At 62.7% G+C, this 16429-nt stretch carries 13 protein-coding genes; 6 read left to right on the top strand and 7 right to left on the bottom strand.

Going from position 1 to position 16429, the window contains the following annotated elements; all coding sequences use genetic code 11:
• The first annotated feature begins 176 nt into the window (after nucleotides 1-176).
• The 3 genes from hemC to HB633_RS08235 are packed head-to-tail and all read left to right on the top strand — an operon-like array spanning nucleotide 177 to nucleotide 4587.
• Nucleotides 177-1178: a hydroxymethylbilane synthase gene (gene hemC, locus HB633_RS08245; protein WP_213777593.1), complete on the top strand. Its 1002-nt coding sequence runs from the start codon at nucleotides 177-179 to the stop codon at nucleotides 1176-1178.
• Nucleotides 1178-3394: a fused uroporphyrinogen-III synthase HemD/membrane protein HemX gene (hemDX, locus tag HB633_RS08240; RefSeq protein ID WP_213777592.1), complete on the top strand. Its 2217-nt coding sequence runs from the start codon at nucleotides 1178-1180 to the stop codon at nucleotides 3392-3394. The genes hemC and hemDX overlap by 1 nt, the downstream gene beginning before the upstream one ends.
• Entirely contained in the window at nucleotides 3394-4587 is a 1194-nt protein-coding gene (locus tag HB633_RS08235) for a heme biosynthesis protein HemY (RefSeq protein ID WP_213777711.1), read from the top strand. The genes hemDX and HB633_RS08235 overlap by 1 nt, the downstream gene beginning before the upstream one ends.
• Before the next feature lie 54 nt (nucleotides 4588-4641).
• On the opposite strand, the gene HB633_RS08230 is transcribed toward HB633_RS08235, so the two are convergent.
• From HB633_RS08230 to trxB, 6 genes are all read right to left on the bottom strand, one after another.
• The gene (locus HB633_RS08230; RefSeq protein WP_213777591.1) at nucleotides 4642-6144 is read right to left on the bottom strand and encodes a TolC family outer membrane protein; all 1503 of its coding nucleotides are present in this window, start codon (nucleotides 6142-6144) and stop codon (nucleotides 4642-4644) included.
• 33 nt (nucleotides 6145-6177) lie between these two features.
• Nucleotides 6178-6501, bottom strand: a complete 324-nt coding sequence (locus HB633_RS08225; RefSeq protein WP_213777590.1) for a rhodanese-like domain-containing protein — start codon at nucleotides 6499-6501, stop codon at nucleotides 6178-6180.
• Between the two features lie 128 nt (nucleotides 6502-6629).
• Nucleotides 6630-7283 (bottom strand): protein-L-isoaspartate O-methyltransferase, encoded by a 654-nt coding sequence (locus HB633_RS08220; protein ID WP_213777589.1) that lies wholly within the window; start codon nucleotides 7281-7283, stop codon nucleotides 6630-6632.
• 184 nt (nucleotides 7284-7467) lie between these two features.
• Nucleotides 7468-8088, bottom strand: coding sequence for a TRIC cation channel family protein (locus HB633_RS08215; protein WP_213777588.1), 621 nt, complete (start codon nucleotides 8086-8088; stop codon nucleotides 7468-7470).
• 2 nt (nucleotides 8089-8090) lie between these two features.
• Nucleotides 8091-8918: a Smr/MutS family protein gene (locus tag HB633_RS08210; RefSeq protein WP_213777587.1), complete on the bottom strand. Its 828-nt coding sequence runs from the start codon at nucleotides 8916-8918 to the stop codon at nucleotides 8091-8093.
• Nucleotides 8919-9129: 211 nt separating this feature from the next.
• Nucleotides 9130-10125: a thioredoxin-disulfide reductase gene (gene trxB, locus HB633_RS08205; RefSeq protein WP_056351891.1), complete on the bottom strand. Its 996-nt coding sequence runs from the start codon at nucleotides 10123-10125 to the stop codon at nucleotides 9130-9132.
• 352 nt (nucleotides 10126-10477) lie between these two features.
• Here trxB and HB633_RS08200 point away from each other — a divergent pair, with 352 nt between their 5' ends.
• Nucleotides 10478-12784 carry a DNA translocase FtsK gene (locus HB633_RS08200; protein WP_213777586.1) on the top strand — a complete coding sequence of 769 codons (2307 nt, stop codon included), beginning with the start codon at nucleotides 10478-10480 and terminating at the stop codon, nucleotides 12782-12784.
• A 44-nt stretch (nucleotides 12785-12828) separates the two neighbouring features.
• Nucleotides 12829-13509 carry an outer membrane lipoprotein chaperone LolA gene (gene lolA, locus HB633_RS08195; protein WP_213777585.1) on the top strand — a complete coding sequence of 227 codons (681 nt, stop codon included), beginning with the start codon at nucleotides 12829-12831 and terminating at the stop codon, nucleotides 13507-13509.
• Between the two features lie 45 nt (nucleotides 13510-13554).
• Here the strand turns inward: lolA and cytX are convergent, their stop codons facing one another.
• Entirely contained in the window at nucleotides 13555-14886 is a 1332-nt protein-coding gene (gene cytX / locus HB633_RS08190; protein WP_213777584.1) for a putative hydroxymethylpyrimidine transporter CytX, read from the bottom strand.
• 214 nt (nucleotides 14887-15100) lie between these two features.
• Between cytX and HB633_RS08185 the strand changes: the two genes are divergently transcribed.
• On the top strand, nucleotides 15101-16411 hold the full coding sequence (locus tag HB633_RS08185) for a replication-associated recombination protein A (RefSeq protein ID WP_213777583.1): 1311 nt from the start codon (nucleotides 15101-15103) through the stop codon (nucleotides 16409-16411).
• Nucleotides 16412-16429: the final 18 nt, after the last annotated feature.

Here is a 16429-nt window from a genome sequence, read left to right as displayed (position 1 = left end):
CGTGCCCCGTCCACGACGCGCGCCGCATGTTGCGGCTTTTTGCCCTGCTGTCTCCGTCTTGCCGCATCGCGCCCGGCCCGTTTGCGCGGCGCTTCGGCGCGGCTCGGACTGTAATTGGGCTTTGGCGTGCGTGCTACCATTGTTTGTTATCCATCCCGTCATTCGATTGACCCGCAATGAACTCCGAGACGCCTTCCACGCCACCGCCCCGTACTTTAGTCATTGCCTCGCGGGAGAGCCGTCTTGCCATGTGGCAGGCTGAGCACGTGCAGTTTGCGCTGCACAAATTATATCCATCTTGCGACGTCAAAATCCTCGGAATGACAACTCGTGGCGATCAGATTCTTGACCGGACCTTATCCAAGGTCGGCGGCAAGGGACTCTTTGTGAAGGAACTCGAAGCGGCGCTTGCCGACGGCCGTGCCGACCTCGCCGTGCATTCGCTGAAAGACGTGCCCATGGAGTTGCCCGACGGCTTCACGCTGAGCACGATTCTCGAGCGCGAAGATCCCCGCGATGCCTTCGTTTCGCCGCACTTTGCATCGCTCGCGGAATTGCCTCACGGCAGCGTTGTGGGGACGTCGAGCTTGCGTCGCGAAGCCATGCTGCGCATGCATTTCCCTCACCTCGATGTACGTCCGTTGCGTGGCAATCTCGATACCCGTCTCGGTAAGCTCGATCGTGGCGATTACGCGGCGATCATTCTTGCGGCCGCCGGCCTGATCCGGCTTGGGCTGGAATCGCGGATTCGCGCATATCTGTCGCCGGAAGAGAGTTTGCCGGCGGCGGGGCAGGGCGCACTCGGCATCGAAATCCGTGCCGGTCGTGAAGATCTCGCCGCGTGGCTCGCGCCTTTGCATCACGAGGCCACGGCCGCGGCGGTCGAAGCGGAACGCATGGTGTCGCGCTCGCTTGGGGGCAGTTGCGAAGTACCGCTCGCCGCGTACGCCGAGTGGCGCGAAGGCGCGCTGCATTTACGTGGATGTGTATCGACGGTTGATGGCACGCGCGTCCTGCGTGCCGAAGGCTCGTCGAGCGCGGCCAATGTTGAAGCCGCGCTCGATCTAGGCGCCCGCGTCTCCGCTGAACTCGAAACCCAGGGTGCAATGGACATCGTCCGCGAGCTGAGCACGGCGAGCGGCGCGCGCATTCCTCCTGCTGCAACGCCTGCCGACTGATGGCGAGCGCTCACGATTCCACGCAACCACCGGCCGAGGCCACCCCGCGGCGCACCACCGTTGTCATCACGCGTCCTTCCGGCCAGTCGGCGGAACTTGTCGCGCTGCTCGAACGCGCGGGTTTCGCGCCGTTCGAGTTTCCGCTCATCGACATAGGCCCCGTCGCCGATACCGCCCCGCTGCAAGCCGCGCTCGGCGAGCTTCATGCGCCCGCGGCACTTGGCTTCGCGCTGGTCGTGTTTGTATCGCCAAATGCTGTCCAGCATGCGTTTGCCGCGCTCACCTCGCCCTGGCCGACGCATGTCGCCATTGGCGTGGTCGGTCCGGGCAGCGTGGCGGCGCTGGCGCGCCAGGGCATCGCCGCGCCCGCGTACACGGTGATCAGCCCCGGCGCCGACGCCACCATTACCGAAACCCCCACCGATCCCCGCTACGATTCCGAAGCGCTGCACGCGGCGATCACGGCGCATTTCGGCGCCGATGGCCTCAAGGACAAACGCGTTCTGATCGTGCGTGGCGATGGCGGCCGTGAATGGCTGGCCGACACACTGACCGAAGCCGGCGCGAACGTGGAGAAAGTGGCGGCGTACACGCGCATCGTGCCCGAGCCGTCCATGCGCGACTGGGAACGCATCCACGAGCTGCTCGCGGGCGAACCGCACGCGTGGCTGCTCACCAGTTCGGAAGGCGTGCGCAATCTTGAAGAACTGGCGCGCGAATATCTCACTGCCGACGAAACCCTGACGCTCAAGCACGCGCCGCTCGTGACGCCGCATCCGCGTATTGCCGAGGCCGCGCGGCAGGCGGGTTTTGATAGGATTACGGTGTCCGGCGCCGGCGACGAACGCATTGTTCAGGCGTTCAGCACGCTCTTCGCCACTGCTTCGGGACTGGATACAAAAGCCGCAGCCGGAGACGAACCGGACGCGCAGGTTGCAGAGGCACAAAAACATGGACACACGGCCTCGGCGGCAACGCCGTCCGGCCAGTCCAGTCAAAAAACCAACCAGGAGTCCGCGCCGACGGATTCCAGGCCGGCCTTCGCGCCGGCTCACCAACCGGCTCAATCACGCATGACTGATTCGATCGATTCCAGCAAGACCGCTTCAAAATCCGATGCCAAGTCCACGGCGTCGGCTCCGCCTTCGAATCCACCCAACACGCCGTTCACGCCGTATGAATCACAGTTGAAAGAGCGGCGCGGCGGCGCGGGCACCGCGCTCGTCTGGCTGGTGCTCGTGATCATCATCGTGGTGGCGGGCGTGGGCGGTTTCATGCTCAACCGCAAGTTCGATCAACGCGATGCGCAGCTCGCGCAACGTTTGCAGGCGAGCGATGCGCAAACCGCCGCGTTGCGCGCGCAAGCCGATCAGGCTGCAAGTTCGGTCAACGCCATCAACACGCAGATCATCCAGTTCCAGGGCAAGCTCACGGACGCGCAGGCGCAAAGCCAGGCGCTGCAACAGCAATATCAGGATCTCGCCAGCAATCGCGACGACTGGACGCTGGCCGAGGTCGAGCAGATCCTGTCGAGCGCAAGCCAGCAGTTGCAGCTCACCGGCAACGTCCAGCTCGCGCTCTTCGCGCTGCAAAGCGCCGATACGCGTCTTGCCGCCACCACCGGCCCGCAGATCGTGACAATCCGCAAGGCCATTGCGCAGGACATGGACAAGTTGCGCGCAACGCCATCGACTGATTTGACGGGCCTTGCCATCAAGCTCGATACCGCCATCGACCAGATCGACCGTTTGCCGCTCGCCGGCGAAGCGCCGATCGTGCCTTCGACGGCACACGCCGATACCCCCGGCGACAGCGCCGCCATCGCTGCCGCGACCAACCAGCCGCGCTGGAAGGTCTGGCTGCAGCAGATCGCGGGCGGCATCGGGCAGCAGTTGTCGAGTCTGGTGTCGGTGCGTCGTATCGATAACGCCGACGCCATGCTCGCCTCGCCGGATCAAGGTTATTTCGTGCGCGAGAACGTGAAGCTGCGCTTGCTGTCGGCGCGTTTGTCGCTGTTGTCGCGCAGTGAACCGGCGCTCAGGTCGGACCTCAACGCCGCGGATACCGCGCTCGGCCGATACTTCGATCCGTCGTCGGGCAAGGTCAAGTCCGTGCGCGATCTCGTCAAGCAGGTCAACGACGCGTCGACCGCCGTCGCCGTTCCCGACCTGAACGCGAGTCTCGCGGCGGTCCATCAGTTCAAGCGAGGCGGATGATGACGATGCGTGGACTCATCTGGTTTGTGCTCCTGTTCGCGGCGGCCGCAGCGCTCGCGCTGGTCGGTGTGTTCGACGGCGGCCAAGTGCTGCTCGTGATCCCGCCGTATCGCGTGGACGTGTCGCTGAACCTGTTCGTGGTGGCGCTGGTGGTGTCGTTCATCGTGCTGTACGCGGTGCTGCGCGCCATTCGCAGCGTGTGGAAAATGCCGCAGCGCGTGTCGGCGTATCGGACGCGCTCGCGGCTCGCGAAGGCGAACGCGGCATTGCGCGATGCCATCGGCCACTTGTACGCCGGGCGCTTTTCGAAGGCAGAAAAGTCGGCGCGCGATTCCTTGAACGTCGATGAAAACGCCGGTGCGGCCGGCCTGATCGGTGCAAAAGCGGCGCATGAGATGCATGAGTACGCGCGCCGCGACGAATGGCTCGCGAAGGTGACGGACAGCGACTGGCAGGACGCGCGTCTGATGGCTACCGCCGACATGCGCGCCGATGGCCGCGATGCCGACGGCGCGCTCATCGCGTTGACCGAAATGCAGGCGCAGGGCGGGCGTCGGTTGCACGCGCAGCAGATCGCGTTGCGCGCTCAGCAGCAGTTGAAGAACTGGGGCGAAGTGCTGAAGCTCGTGAAGACGCTCGAAAAACGCGAGGCGCTGCATCCGGCGGTTGCGGTGCGTTTGCGTCAGGTCGCGGCTGAAAATCTGCTGCGCGATCGCCGGCACAATCCGGATGCGTTGCTGGAATTCTGGCAGACGCTATCGCCGGTAGAACGGCAATCGCCGCGTCTGGCCGATCTTGCCGCCGAGTTGCTGATCGCGCTGGATCGACGCAACGACGCGCGCAAGATCGTCGAGGAAGCGCTCAATCACAACTGGGACGCGCGTTTGTTGCGCCGGTATCCGGATTGCGCATCGCCGGGCGACGCGCTGCCGTTGATTCAGCGCGCGGAAGCATGGCAGAAGGAACGTACGGAAGACGCTGATTTGCTGTTCACCCTCGGCCGTCTGTGCCTGCATCAGCAGTTATGGGGCAAGGCGCAGGCGTTCCTGGAATCGGCCTTGAAACTCGCCGATAACGAACCGCTTAAGATCCGCACGCATCGCGCGTTGGCGCGTTTGCACGAACAACTGGGCGATAGCGACAAGGCGAGCCAGCATTATCGTGAGAGCGCGCTGGCGATGAACGTGGTCTGAGTTTTTACTGCTTTGGAAAACCGCGAGCTTCCTGTACGAAGGCTCGCGGTTTTTTTATTGAGGCAGGGAACGCCGGCCGGATGCCGGATTTCCCGTGCGCGGATGCGGCACGCTCGGAACGACGGGCAGGGCGGTGAGCGCCGTGTCGTCGGTGGGAGAAAGCAGGGAGTTCAGCGACAGCACGTCGCTGTCGGTGAGACTCGCAGTGGACGCCTTGAGCTTCAGCGAGTTGATCAGCGTGTCGTAACGCGCCTTCGCCAAGTCGCGCCGCGCCGAGAAAAGCTGATCCTGCGCGTTGAGCACGTCGATATTGATCCGCACGCCGACCTGATAACCCAGCAAGTTGGATTCAAGCGATGTCCGCGCCGACCGCTCGGCGGTTTCGAGTGCTCGAACCTGCGCAAGTCCGCTCGATACCCCCAGAAACGCCTGTCGCGCCGATAGCGCCGCCGATCGCCGCGCGCTGTCGAGGTCCGACGCCGCCTTGTCTTCGAGCGCGAGCGTTTGCCGCACGCGGCTTTGCGTTGCGCCGCCTTCGTACAACGGAATGGTGAGCTGAACGCCGACCGTCGCGTTGGTGTAATACGCGCCGAAGTTGCCGAGTTCGGCCGCCGCTGCCGGGATGCCCGGGCCGATCGACCCTGCGCCGCTGCCAAACCCACCGCCAAAATTTCCGCCGAAGTTGCCCGCGCCAGCCGCGCCCAGGCTGCTTTTTGAATAACTTGCGACGAGATCGAGCGAAGGATAGTGACCCGCCTTCGCCTTCAATGTCTCGCGCTGCGAGTTCGCCGTCGCCAGTTGCTTGAGCACGACGTCGTAGTTCGCGTCGCGGGCCATGTCGACCCATTGCTGCATGTCGGCGGGAACGGGCGGCGGGAGTGTCACGCCGCGAGCGAGGCCATCCACGCGCGTCACCGGATGCCCGACGATCTGTTCCAGCGACGCCAGTTTCACCTCGAGATCGTTCTGCGCCGCGATTTCCTGCGAGACCGCCTGATCGTATTTGGCCTGGGCTTCGTTGGTATCGGTGATCGTGGCGCTGCCGGCGTCGAAGGAATGTTTCGCTGATTCGAGTTGCTCGGCAATCGATGCCTTTTGCGAGCGCACAATCGCGAGACTGTCCTGAGCCGATAGCGCGTCGAAATAAGCCTGCCCGAGCCGGACTATCAGGTCCTGACGGGCGGCGGCGAACTGCGCTTGAGCCGTTGTCAGCGCGATCTGGCCTTGCTGGTAGCCTTGCCAGTTCGCGACGTTGATGAGCGGTTGAGTCAGCGAAACAACAAAGCCGTTACTGTTTCCATTCGATGCCGGCAACCCCCCGCCAAACTCCGTGCGCTGTTCATTGGCGGACACCGATGCCGACAATTGCGGCAATAATTTCGCGCGTGCTTGCGGCAATTGTTCGCTGTCGGCGCTCAGGCTGGCGCGCGCGCTCTGGAGCTGCGCGTCAGTATTGAGCGCTTCGTCGTAGAGTTGATCGAGGCCCACGGCCATGGCCGGTGAGCACGCTAACCCGGCGCTGATGCTGGACAGCGCCAGCGCAAACATCGGGCGCATGGAAATTCCGTGATGACTAAAAAGGCCTGCGAATCAATACGTGGGGATTGCCGGATCGACCTGCTTCGACCAGGCGTCAATGCCGCCAAACAGATTGAAAACTTGCGTGAAGCCACGCGACTCCAGGAACATGCCGACTTGCGCGCTGCGGGCGCCGTGGTGGCAGATGCAGACAATTTGCGCTTCGTCGTCCAGTTCTTCGCTGCGGGCAGGGATGTCGCGCATGGGAATCGCGACAATGTTGGCCATCTTGGCCGTTTCAAGTTCCCACGGTTCGCGGACGTCGAGCAGGACAGGGGCGGGGCGCGATGAATCGGCGAGCCATTCGGCCAGTTCGGGTGCGGACAGATTTTGCATGGGATTCCGGTGGAAGCGGCAAGCATGGGCAAGCGGATTTGCTTGGCCGATGTGCTGTCTGAGTTTGCCAGTTGGAAGAATCGGGCCCGCGCGGTTCAACCCGCACGAGCCCGAATTTCCGGGAAAACTTAAAACTTGAAACGTGACGGCTGTACGGCGTTCTTGAGCGGCCCGATCAGCGTTTCGAAAATATCTGCGACGCGGAATTGCTTTTCGTCCACGCGCGTGATGATCTGCGCTTTCATGACTGGCGCGCTGCCAACGAACGCCGCCAGCCGGCCGCCGATCTTCAACTGGTCGAGGAACTCCTGCGGCATGACCGGCAAGCCGCCCGAGACACAAATGATGTCGAAGGTTTCGCCCTGGTTCCAGCCTCGCGCGCCGTCGCCGAGTGCGACTTGCGCGTTCGACACACCATTGGCGGCCAGATTCTCTTCGGCCAGCTTGGCAAGTTCCGGTTCGATTTCAACGGTCGTCACGGAGCGGCCGCGTGCGCCGAGCAGCGCTGCCATGTAGCCCGTGCCCGCACCGATTTCCAGCACGATCTCGTGCTTTTTCACGGCCAGTTCCTGCAACACACGCGCTTCGACGCGTGGAAACAGCATGTGCTGGCCGGCCGGCAGCGGAATCTCGAGATCCGCGAACGCGATGTTCCGGTACGCGGCGGGGACGAAATTTTCACGCTTGACGATCGACAGCAGGTTCAGGACGTCCTGGTCCAGCACATCCCAGGGACGGATCTGCTGTTCGATCATGTTGAAACGCGCTTGCTCGATGTTCATGTTCAGTCTGCGGGTCGATCGACCGTTGAGGGTGGAGTTGACCTATTGACGAGCGCCGCGACACAACGCGATGCCGTAAATAAGCCGAAAATCGAACTCGGATTGTAGCAAATCGACAGGCGCCGGAAAGTTGTGGCGACAAGCGTTGGCCATTCGGCCGAGGAAAAGCGCCCGGGCGAAGACATCAATGGGGCAACCGCACGTCCAGTTTCAGCGTCACCAGCCTCGCGACAAGAATGAATGCCGTGGACAGCAGGACGTTGTAGACGCCCAGAACGCCTATTGCGTCAAGTCCGAGGTACAGCCAGCAACCCGCGAACGCACACACCGCGTAGGGCCGCGAGTCGCGCAGGATCAGCGGCACCTCGTTGCACAGCACGTCCCGGATGATGCCGCCAAAAACGCCCGTCACCACGCCCATCAAGGCGGCGGTGAACGCGGGCATTTGCGCATCGAGCGCGATCGACGTGCCCGAAATGCTGAACAGACCGAGGCCGATGGCATCAGCGACAAGCAGGGCGCGCTGGTCGAACAGGCGGGTCGTGAGGCGCAGGAATATTGGCGCCGTGAGCGCCAACGCGAAGATCACGATCACATAATCCTGGTGCTCGACCCAGTAAAACGGCCGGCGCGAAAGCAGGACATCGCGCACGGTGCCGCCGCCGAATGCCGTTGCAAGCGCCACCAGAAAGGCGCCGACGGCATCCAGCCGGCGCTTTCTGGCTTCAATGAGACCTGATATTGCGTAAGCGAAAATCGCGAGCCCCTCCATGATGGAGATCGCCAAAGTAAGCCTGGGATGCACCGTCAAGGCCTCTTTCGCTGTTCGCGGTGGCTACGGATATCACGATCTTGCGGATGTCCGTGGTTGTGCGAAGTGCTGGCCGGCTGGAGCAGCACAAGCACGGCGCCAGCGCCGCCATCGTGCGCACGCGCCTGACAGAATGCGATCACTTCCTCTTTCTGCACGAGCCACGCGCGGACCTTGCCCTTCAGCACGGGCTCGCGGCCAATCGATCCGAGGCCTTTGCCGTGAATCACGCGCAGACATCGCAGGCCGCGTTTTACCGATTCCCTGATGAATTCCGATAACGCCTCGCGTGCCTCCTCGCGCCGCATGCCGTGCAGATCGAGCTGCGCTTGCACGATCCACGCGCCGCGCCGGAGTTTCCTCACCACTTCTTCGCGTACGCCATGGCGGCAATACGAGAGGCTGTCGTCGGTATCGAGCAGGCTTTCGGGGTCGTAATCGTCGGAGAGCGCCTCGTGCAACACGGCTTCTTCGTCAAGGCGCGTCTGGAGGGGCAAAGGCGAGGGCGGCACGCGCGGCAACGGTACCCGCTCCGCGACGTTCAGCGGCTCGACTTCGCCGATGGCGCGGCGGAACACGTCGGCATCGGCGAGTGCTTCGCGTTCGGCCACGATAGCGGCGGCGCGCTGGGCCCGGTGCAGAACGGCTTGCTCCTGGAGCGATTCGCGCAGCGCGGCAAGTCCGGCGAGCCCCTCGCGTTTAAGCGCCGCCGCCAGTTCTTCCGGCGTCGGCGGGGCTTTCAACGATGCCACGGCTACGCCCGGCGCCGTGTCGCGCGGGCGTCTGGGCCGGGGTTCATTCGGATGGGGCAGGTTCTTGGGCATTGCTGGGCAGAAGAAAACGCGCGGCGGCGCAACGCGGATCGGCCGCTTCCGGTGCCTCTTTTTAACATGGGAGCCGGCGAAATGGACGCGCCCAAAGCTCACCCAGGCGATATTTGCCGCACCCGAAACAAAAACGCCGGCTGATCCTTAAGATCGCACCGGCGTTTGATCGTTTCCGAAGCTTCTTGCTTCAGTGCAACGTTTCGGCGGATTAACGTTCCGCTTCGGCGCTCATGGAACGGACAGCCGGGTTTTCGTGGATGCTTTCCAGATAGCGCTGCGCGTCGAGCGCGGCCATACAGCCCGTGCCGGCACTCGTAATGGCCTGGCGATAAATGTGGTCCTGCACGTCGCCGGCGGCAAACACGCCGTCGATGCTCGTGCCCGTCGCATTACCCTGCAGGCCGCCGTTCGTGATGATGTAACCGTTTTTCATCTCCAGCTGACCGGCGAACAGGTCCGTATTCGGCTTGTGGCCAATCGCGACGAACACGCCTTGCAGCGGCACTTCGGTCGTTGTGCCGGTTTCCGTGCACTTGATCTGCAGGCCGGTCACGCCGGTCGCGTCGCCCTTGACTTCATCCAGGACGTGGTTCCACTTGATGTCCACCACGCCTTCTTTTTCCTTCGCGAGCAGACGGTCGATCAGGATCGGCTCGGCGCGGAACTTGTCACGGCGATGAACCACCGTGACCTTCTTCGCAATACCCGCCAGATACAGCGCTTCTTCCACCGCCGTATTGCCGCCGCCGATCACGGCCACTTCGCCGTTCTTGTAGAAAAAGCCGTCGCAGGTCGCGCACGCCGACACGCCCTTGCCCATGAACGCTTCTTCCGAAGGCACGCCAAGATATTGCGCCGATGCACCCGTCGCGATGATCAGCGAATCGCAGGTGTATTCGCCCGAGTCGCCGATCAGGCGGATTGGCCGTTCGGTCAGCTTGGCAGTGTGGATGTGATCGAACACAATTTCCGTATTGAAGCGTTCGGCGTGTTCCAGCATGCGTTGCATCAGTTCCGGACCTTGCACGCCCAACGGGTCGCCGGGCCAGTTTTCCACGTCGGTCGTGGTCATCAACTGGCCGCCTTGCGCCAGGCCCGTGATGAGCAGCGGCGACAGGTTCGCACGCGCCGCATAGACGGCGGCGGAATAGCCGGCGGGACCGGAACCGAGAATCAGCACTTTTGCGTGTTTGGGCGATGACATGAGAGCAATCCGTTTGGTTAGAGCCAAACCGCCGGGCGAACAAGCGGTTTATGGGCAAAAGGCGCGGGCGGTCAGAAAAACTGTACCGGAGGCGCTCCAGTGCCGATGACCTGTAAATAGGCGCGAATTCGCCATTATAAAGAGTGTCTCCAGGCCCCGCCGAGTGATCCTTTCAATGGCGGCCATAGCGTGGGCGGGCGTGGGAAACGAGGCCAAGGCGTGTCTTGCGGGTGTTACAGGGTGAAACCGTCGCCCATTTTTGTCCGATCATCGCAATGCAGCGTTTACAATGCGTCCTTAACTCTGTCGGCTCGCCGTGGCTTTCATAGCGGGTCAAAAGCCTTACGGATCAATGGCAAAAGCTACCTATTCTGCAAGTGCGCAGGCATTGCCTCACCGCATGTCGCGACTTTTTACCGAGATTCGATGGATCCTGCAGGTCGCGCTCGGCGTATTCCTGCTCATGGCGCTCGTAAGCTACAGCCGCCACGATCCAAGCTGGACCCACGCCGCTCAGGTCGACCAGATCGCCAACTGGGCGGGGCGCGTAGGCGCCTGGACCGCGGACATCCTGCTGCTGCTCTTCGGCCTTTCCGCGTACTGGTGGGTCGTGCTGCTCGCGCGGCGCATTATCGCGAATTATCGGCGGATCACGAATCAGGAAGCGGCCGGCGAGCAACCGGCGAAAGACCGCACGTGGCTCGCCGAGGCGTTCGCGTTCGTGCTCGTGCTGCTGGCGAGCGACGGCATCGAAGCGCTGCGCATGTGGTCGCTCAAGGTTCAGGTGCCGCGCGCGCCGGGCGGCGTGGTCGGCGAGGCTGTGGCCCATGCCGTTTCCCACGCGTTCGGCTTTACCGGCGCCACGCTCATTTTGTTGATCGCGCTCGCGATTGGCTTGTCGCTGTACTTCAATTTTTCCTGGCTTTCCGTCTGCGAAAAAACCGGCGACGGCATCATGGCCACCATCACCGGCGCAAGACTACGCCGCGAAGCGGGACGGGACCGAAAGCTCGGCGAAGTGGCGGCGGAGAAGCGGGAAGGCAAGGTGGTGCGCGGCCGGGTCAAGATCGAAGAGCAGGAACCGGTGATGATCGTGCCGCCGGTTGCAACGGCGAAATCGGCGCGGGTCGAGAAGGAAAAGCAGGTACCGCTTTTCACCGATCTTCCCGGCGATTCCACGCTGCCGCCGCTGGCCTTGCTGGACGCCGCGCCGGAAGTGAAGGAAACCATTTCCGCCGACACGCTCGAATACACGTCCCGGCTGATCGAGAAGAAGCTGAAGGACTTCGGCGTGGAAGTGGCCGTGGTCGCGGCTTATCCGGGACCGGTCGTGACGCGTTACGAAATCGAGCCGGCCACGGGCGTCAAAGGTTCGCAGATCGTCGGCTTGGCGAAGGATCTGGCGCGTTCGCTTTCGCTCGTTTCCATTCGCGTGGTCGAGACCATTCCGGGCAAGAATTTCATGGCGCTGGAATTGCCGAATCAGCGCCGCCAGACCGTGCGCTTGTCGGAGATCCTCGGTTCGCAAGTTTATGCCGATGCCGCTTCGCCATTGACCATGGGTCTCGGCAAGGATATCGGCGGGAAGCCGGTGTGCGCGGATCTCGCGAAGATGCCGCACTTGCTGGTGGCTGGCACGACGGGTTCGGGCAAATCGGTGGGTATCAACGCGATGATCCTGTCGCTGTTGTACAAGGCCACCGCCGACGAAGTGCGCATGATTCTCATCGATCCGAAGATGCTCGAAATGAGCGTCTACGAAGGCATTCCGCATTTGCTCTGCCCGGTCGTGACCGACATGCGGCAAGCCGGACACGCGCTCAACTGGGCCGTGGCCGAAATGGAACGCCGCTACAAGTTGATGAGCAAGATGGGCGTGCGAAACCTCGCGGGCTTCAACAACAAGATCGACGAAGCGGCGAAACGCGACGAGAAGATTCCTAACCCGTTCAGCCTGACGCCGGACGAGCCGGAACCGCTGAATCGCCTGCCGACCATCGTGGTCGTGATCGACGAACTGGCCGACCTGATGATGGTGGTCGGCAAGAAGGTCGAGGAGTTGATTGCGCGGATCGCACAGAAGGCGCGCGCGGCCGGCATTCACCTGATTCTCGCGACGCAGCGGCCGTCGGTGGATGTAATCACGGGCTTGATCAAGGCGAACGTGCCGACACGGATGGCGTTCCAGGTTTCATCGAAGATCGATTCGCGGACCATTCTCGATCAGCAAGGCGCCGAGTCCTTGCTGGGCATGGGCGACATGCTTTATCTGCCGCCCGGTTCGGGTTTGCCGGTGCGCGTGCATGGCGCGTTTGTATCGGATGAAGAAGTGCATCGCGTGGTGAACAAGCTGAAGGAGCAGGGCGAGCCGAATTACATCGAAGGGATTCTTGAAGGCGGCGTGGTCGGCGACGGCGAAGAAGGCGCGCCGGGCGGGGCTGGCGGCGGGGATGGCGAAGCCGACCCGCTTTATGATCAAGCCGTCGAGATCGTAATCAAGAACAAGCGCGCGTCCATCTCGCTTGTGCAGCGGCACTTGCGGATCGGTTATAACCGTGCAGCGCGGTTGCTCGAGCAAATGGAAAATTCGGGACTGGTGTCAAGCATGTCTTCGAACGGCAATCGCGAAATTCTCACGCCGGCGCGCGAAGCGGAATAAATGCAGCGGAATAGGCGGAACAGGTTTCTGGAGGTTTTATTTATATGCAGTCAGTGTTGAAGTCGATTCATCGGGTTGTTCAGGCAGGAGTTTTGGGTGCTTCCATGCTGCTGGCATCGCAGGCGTTTGCAAGCGGCACGGAACAATTGAAGGCGTTCGTTGCGCAGGTTCATGCGGCGCACGGCACGTTTGTCCAGCGTGAGGTGAAAGCGCCGAGCAAGGCGGCATCGGCCACGGCCACCCAGAGCGCCGCGCCGAAAACCTCGGGCACGGCGAGCGGCACATTCACGTTCGCGCGGCCCGGCAAGTTTATCTGGTCGTACGAAAAGCCCTACGCGCAAGTGCTCCAGGCTGACGGCGACAAGCTCTATGTCTACGACAAGGACTTGAACCAGGTTACCGTGCGCGAGTTGGGCAATGCGCTCGGCGCGAGCCCCGCGGCGATCCTCTTCGGCAGTAATGATCTCGACAAGAATTTCACCTTGCGCGACGCGGGCGTGAAGGACGGCATCGACTGGCTGGAATTGACGCCGAAAGCGCAGGACACGCAGTTCCAGCAAGTTGGCATCGGCTTCAGGAACGGCAATCTGGAAGCAATGGAATTGCACGATGTGTTCGGTAATGTGACCTTGCTCACGTTCTCGAATATCGAGAAAAATCCGCCGCTGAAGAGCAATCAGTTCAAGTTCGTGGTGCCAAAAGGCGCCGACGTGATCAACGGCTAATAGGCGTTCCGATAAGCGAGGCGGCGAGCGCCTCGCTTTCTGCCATCAGGCCGACGACCGGTTTTCTTCCCGCCGTCCCGCGCCCATCACCAACGCCAGATAGGCCAGCGCGCCAATCGCGAGCGCCGGCAGCGTCGCGCCAAGATTCGGCATCCATTGATTGATTGCGTGATATGCCGCGATCCCGAGCGCCCAGGCAACAAACCCGCTGACATGCCATCCGCCCGAGAACGCGTACGGGCCTTGGGCGTCGGTGAGCGCGGCCACCACCACGCGGCGTTTGCGCACGATGAAATGATCCGCGAGCACCACGCCGAAAAGCGGAGCGAAGACCGAGCCGATCAGCAGCAGGAAGTTCTGGTATTTGCCCATCTGCACCAGCAGCGCGATCAACGTGCACAACCCGCCAAACGCCGCCGATAACAACGGCACGCTCGCTTTCGCCCAGAAGGTGCCGGTCGAGACGGCGGCGGAATGGATATCGGCGAAGGCGTTGTCGATTTCATCGATCAGAATCAGCAGCAGCGCAATCCCGCCCGCGGCTTGCGCAAACGCCACGGTCAACAGTGCGTCGCCACCGCCCGCAGCCAGGCCGTAGAACGCGCCGAGCGCATAGAACCAGATATTCGCGATGCCGTAACCGAACAGCGTGCCGCGAAACGTGCCGCCCGCGCTGCGGCCAAAGCGCGTGTAATCGGCGATCAGCGGCAGCCATGAAAGCGGCATGGCTACAACCAGATCGATACCCGCGCCGAACGGCATCTCGCCGGTTCCGGGCCGGTTCATCAACGCGCCGATGTCCTGTTTCGACAGCAGGTTCCACGTCAGCCATCCCGCGCCGCCGAGCAACAGCCACATGCCCCACGTGCGCAGGAAACGCCGCACGAAGGACAGCGGTCCGGTGATCGCCAGGACCGTTGCCAGCACGCCGAAGATCAGCGTCCAGATGAGCGGCATCGAAAAACCGAAGGATTGTTTGGCGAGGGCATCGGCGGAATCGCGCATCACGATGATTTCGAACGATCCCCACCCGACCAGTTGCACCGCGTTGAGCACGGCGGGGACGGACGCGCCGCGAAGTCCGAGCGTCGGACGCAACGACGACATGGCCGCGAGCCCGGTATCCGTGCCGGCCACGCCGGCGAGCGCGAGCAACAACACGCCGATCACCGTGCCGATTGCGATAGCCGCAAGCGCATGCGGCAACGACATGCCGGGCACGAGCAGGGCGCCCGCCTGCGCCACCAGCAAGCCGATGCCAAGCGAAAACCACAACGCGAATGCGTCCGACGTCCCAAACGCGCGGCGCGCGGCGGGAACCGGCAGCAAAGGCGCGTAGGTGGAGGTGGCCGTGTCGGTGGTGCTGTCTTGTGCCATTCGGTTTCGTCCTTACTTGCAGATGTTGGCCGGCTCGTGCGCGGTTTTGCCGGTGCAATCGCCGAGGCGATCGCCCGGGCAATCCCCCGAAGCGGCAACTGTCATAATCGACCATCGCAGCATTTTGAAGCAGCGCGGGCATTCGTCTCGAAAAGTGCTCGATTATCGCTGTCTTCGCCGTTGTCCAGACACATTTGGAACCCCTCATCGCGCCATGTTCGAAGAAAACCGTGCCAATGTTCCCCTCGCCGAGCGTCTGCGTCCTCGTACCATCGACGAGGTGATCGGCCAGAAACACCTTCTCGGCCCCAACAAGCCGCTGCGCGTTGCGTTCGAATCCGGCGAAGCGCATTCCATGATTCTCTGGGGGCCGCCGGGCGTCGGCAAGACCACGCTCGCGCGCCTGATGGCTGCGGCGTTTCATGCGGAATTCATCTCGTTGTCGGCGGTGTTGTCGGGCGTAAAGGACATTCGCGAAGCCGTGGAACTGGCGCAGATTCATCGGGCGAACGGGCATCAGACGCTGGTTTTCGTCGATGAAGTGCATCGGTTCAACAAAAGCCAGCAGGACGCGTTCTTGCCGCACGTGGAGTCCGGGTTGTTCGTGTTCGTGGGCGCGACGACGGAGAATCCATCGTTCGAGGTGAACAGCGCGTTGTTGTCGCGGGCTGCGGTGTATGTATTGAAGAGCCTGGACGAGAGCGAGCTCGACGAATTGCTGGAACGCGCGCAGGGCGAACTGGGCGGCCTGACTTTCTCCGATGACGCGCGCGCCGCGCTTATCGGTTCCGCCGACGGCGACGGCCGCAAGCTGCTCAACAACCTGGAAATCGTGGCTCGGGCCGCCGCGCAACAGAAGTCGACGCATATCGACGGTGAATTGCTCGGCAGTGCGCTCACCGAAAACCTGCGTCGTTTCGACAAAGGCGGTGACGCGTTCTACGACCAGATCAGCGCGCTGCACAAATCGGTGCGCGGCAGCAATCCGGACGCCACGCTCTACTGGTTTTGCAGAATGCTCGATGGCGGCGCCGATCCGCGTTATCTCGCGCGGCGAATCGTCCGGATGGCCTGGGAGGATATCGGTCTCGCCGATCCGCGCGCGGGGCGTATCGCGCTCGATGCCGCTGAAACCTACGAACGCCTGGGAACGCCGGAAGGCGAACTTGCGCTGGCTCAGGCGCTGATCTACCTCGCGGTCGCGCCGAAGTCGAACGCCGGCTACATGGCCTATAACGAGGCGCGGCGGTTTGTCGGCAAGGATCAGTCGCGAGGCGTGCCGGTTCATTTGCGCAACGCGCCGACCAAGCTGATGAAGGAGCTTGGATACGGGCACGAATACAGATACGCGCACGATGAACCCGACGCCTACGCGGCCGGCGAAACCTATTTGCCCGATGGCATGCGCGACCCGCACTGGTACGAGCCGACGCCGCGCGGGCTCGAGGGCAAGATCGGTGAAAAGATGGCGCGTCTTGCGCAGCTCGATGCCCAATGGCGGCGCGATCACAAGGACGAGAAATAAGCGTCGCCCGTCTCCTAT

This window comes from Caballeronia sp. dw_276, from assembly GCF_018449635.1.
Classification (GTDB): Bacteria; Pseudomonadota; Gammaproteobacteria; order Burkholderiales; family Burkholderiaceae; genus Caballeronia.
Note: the sequence above shows the minus strand (reverse complement) of the source record. Positions and strands in the feature narration are given on the sequence as shown.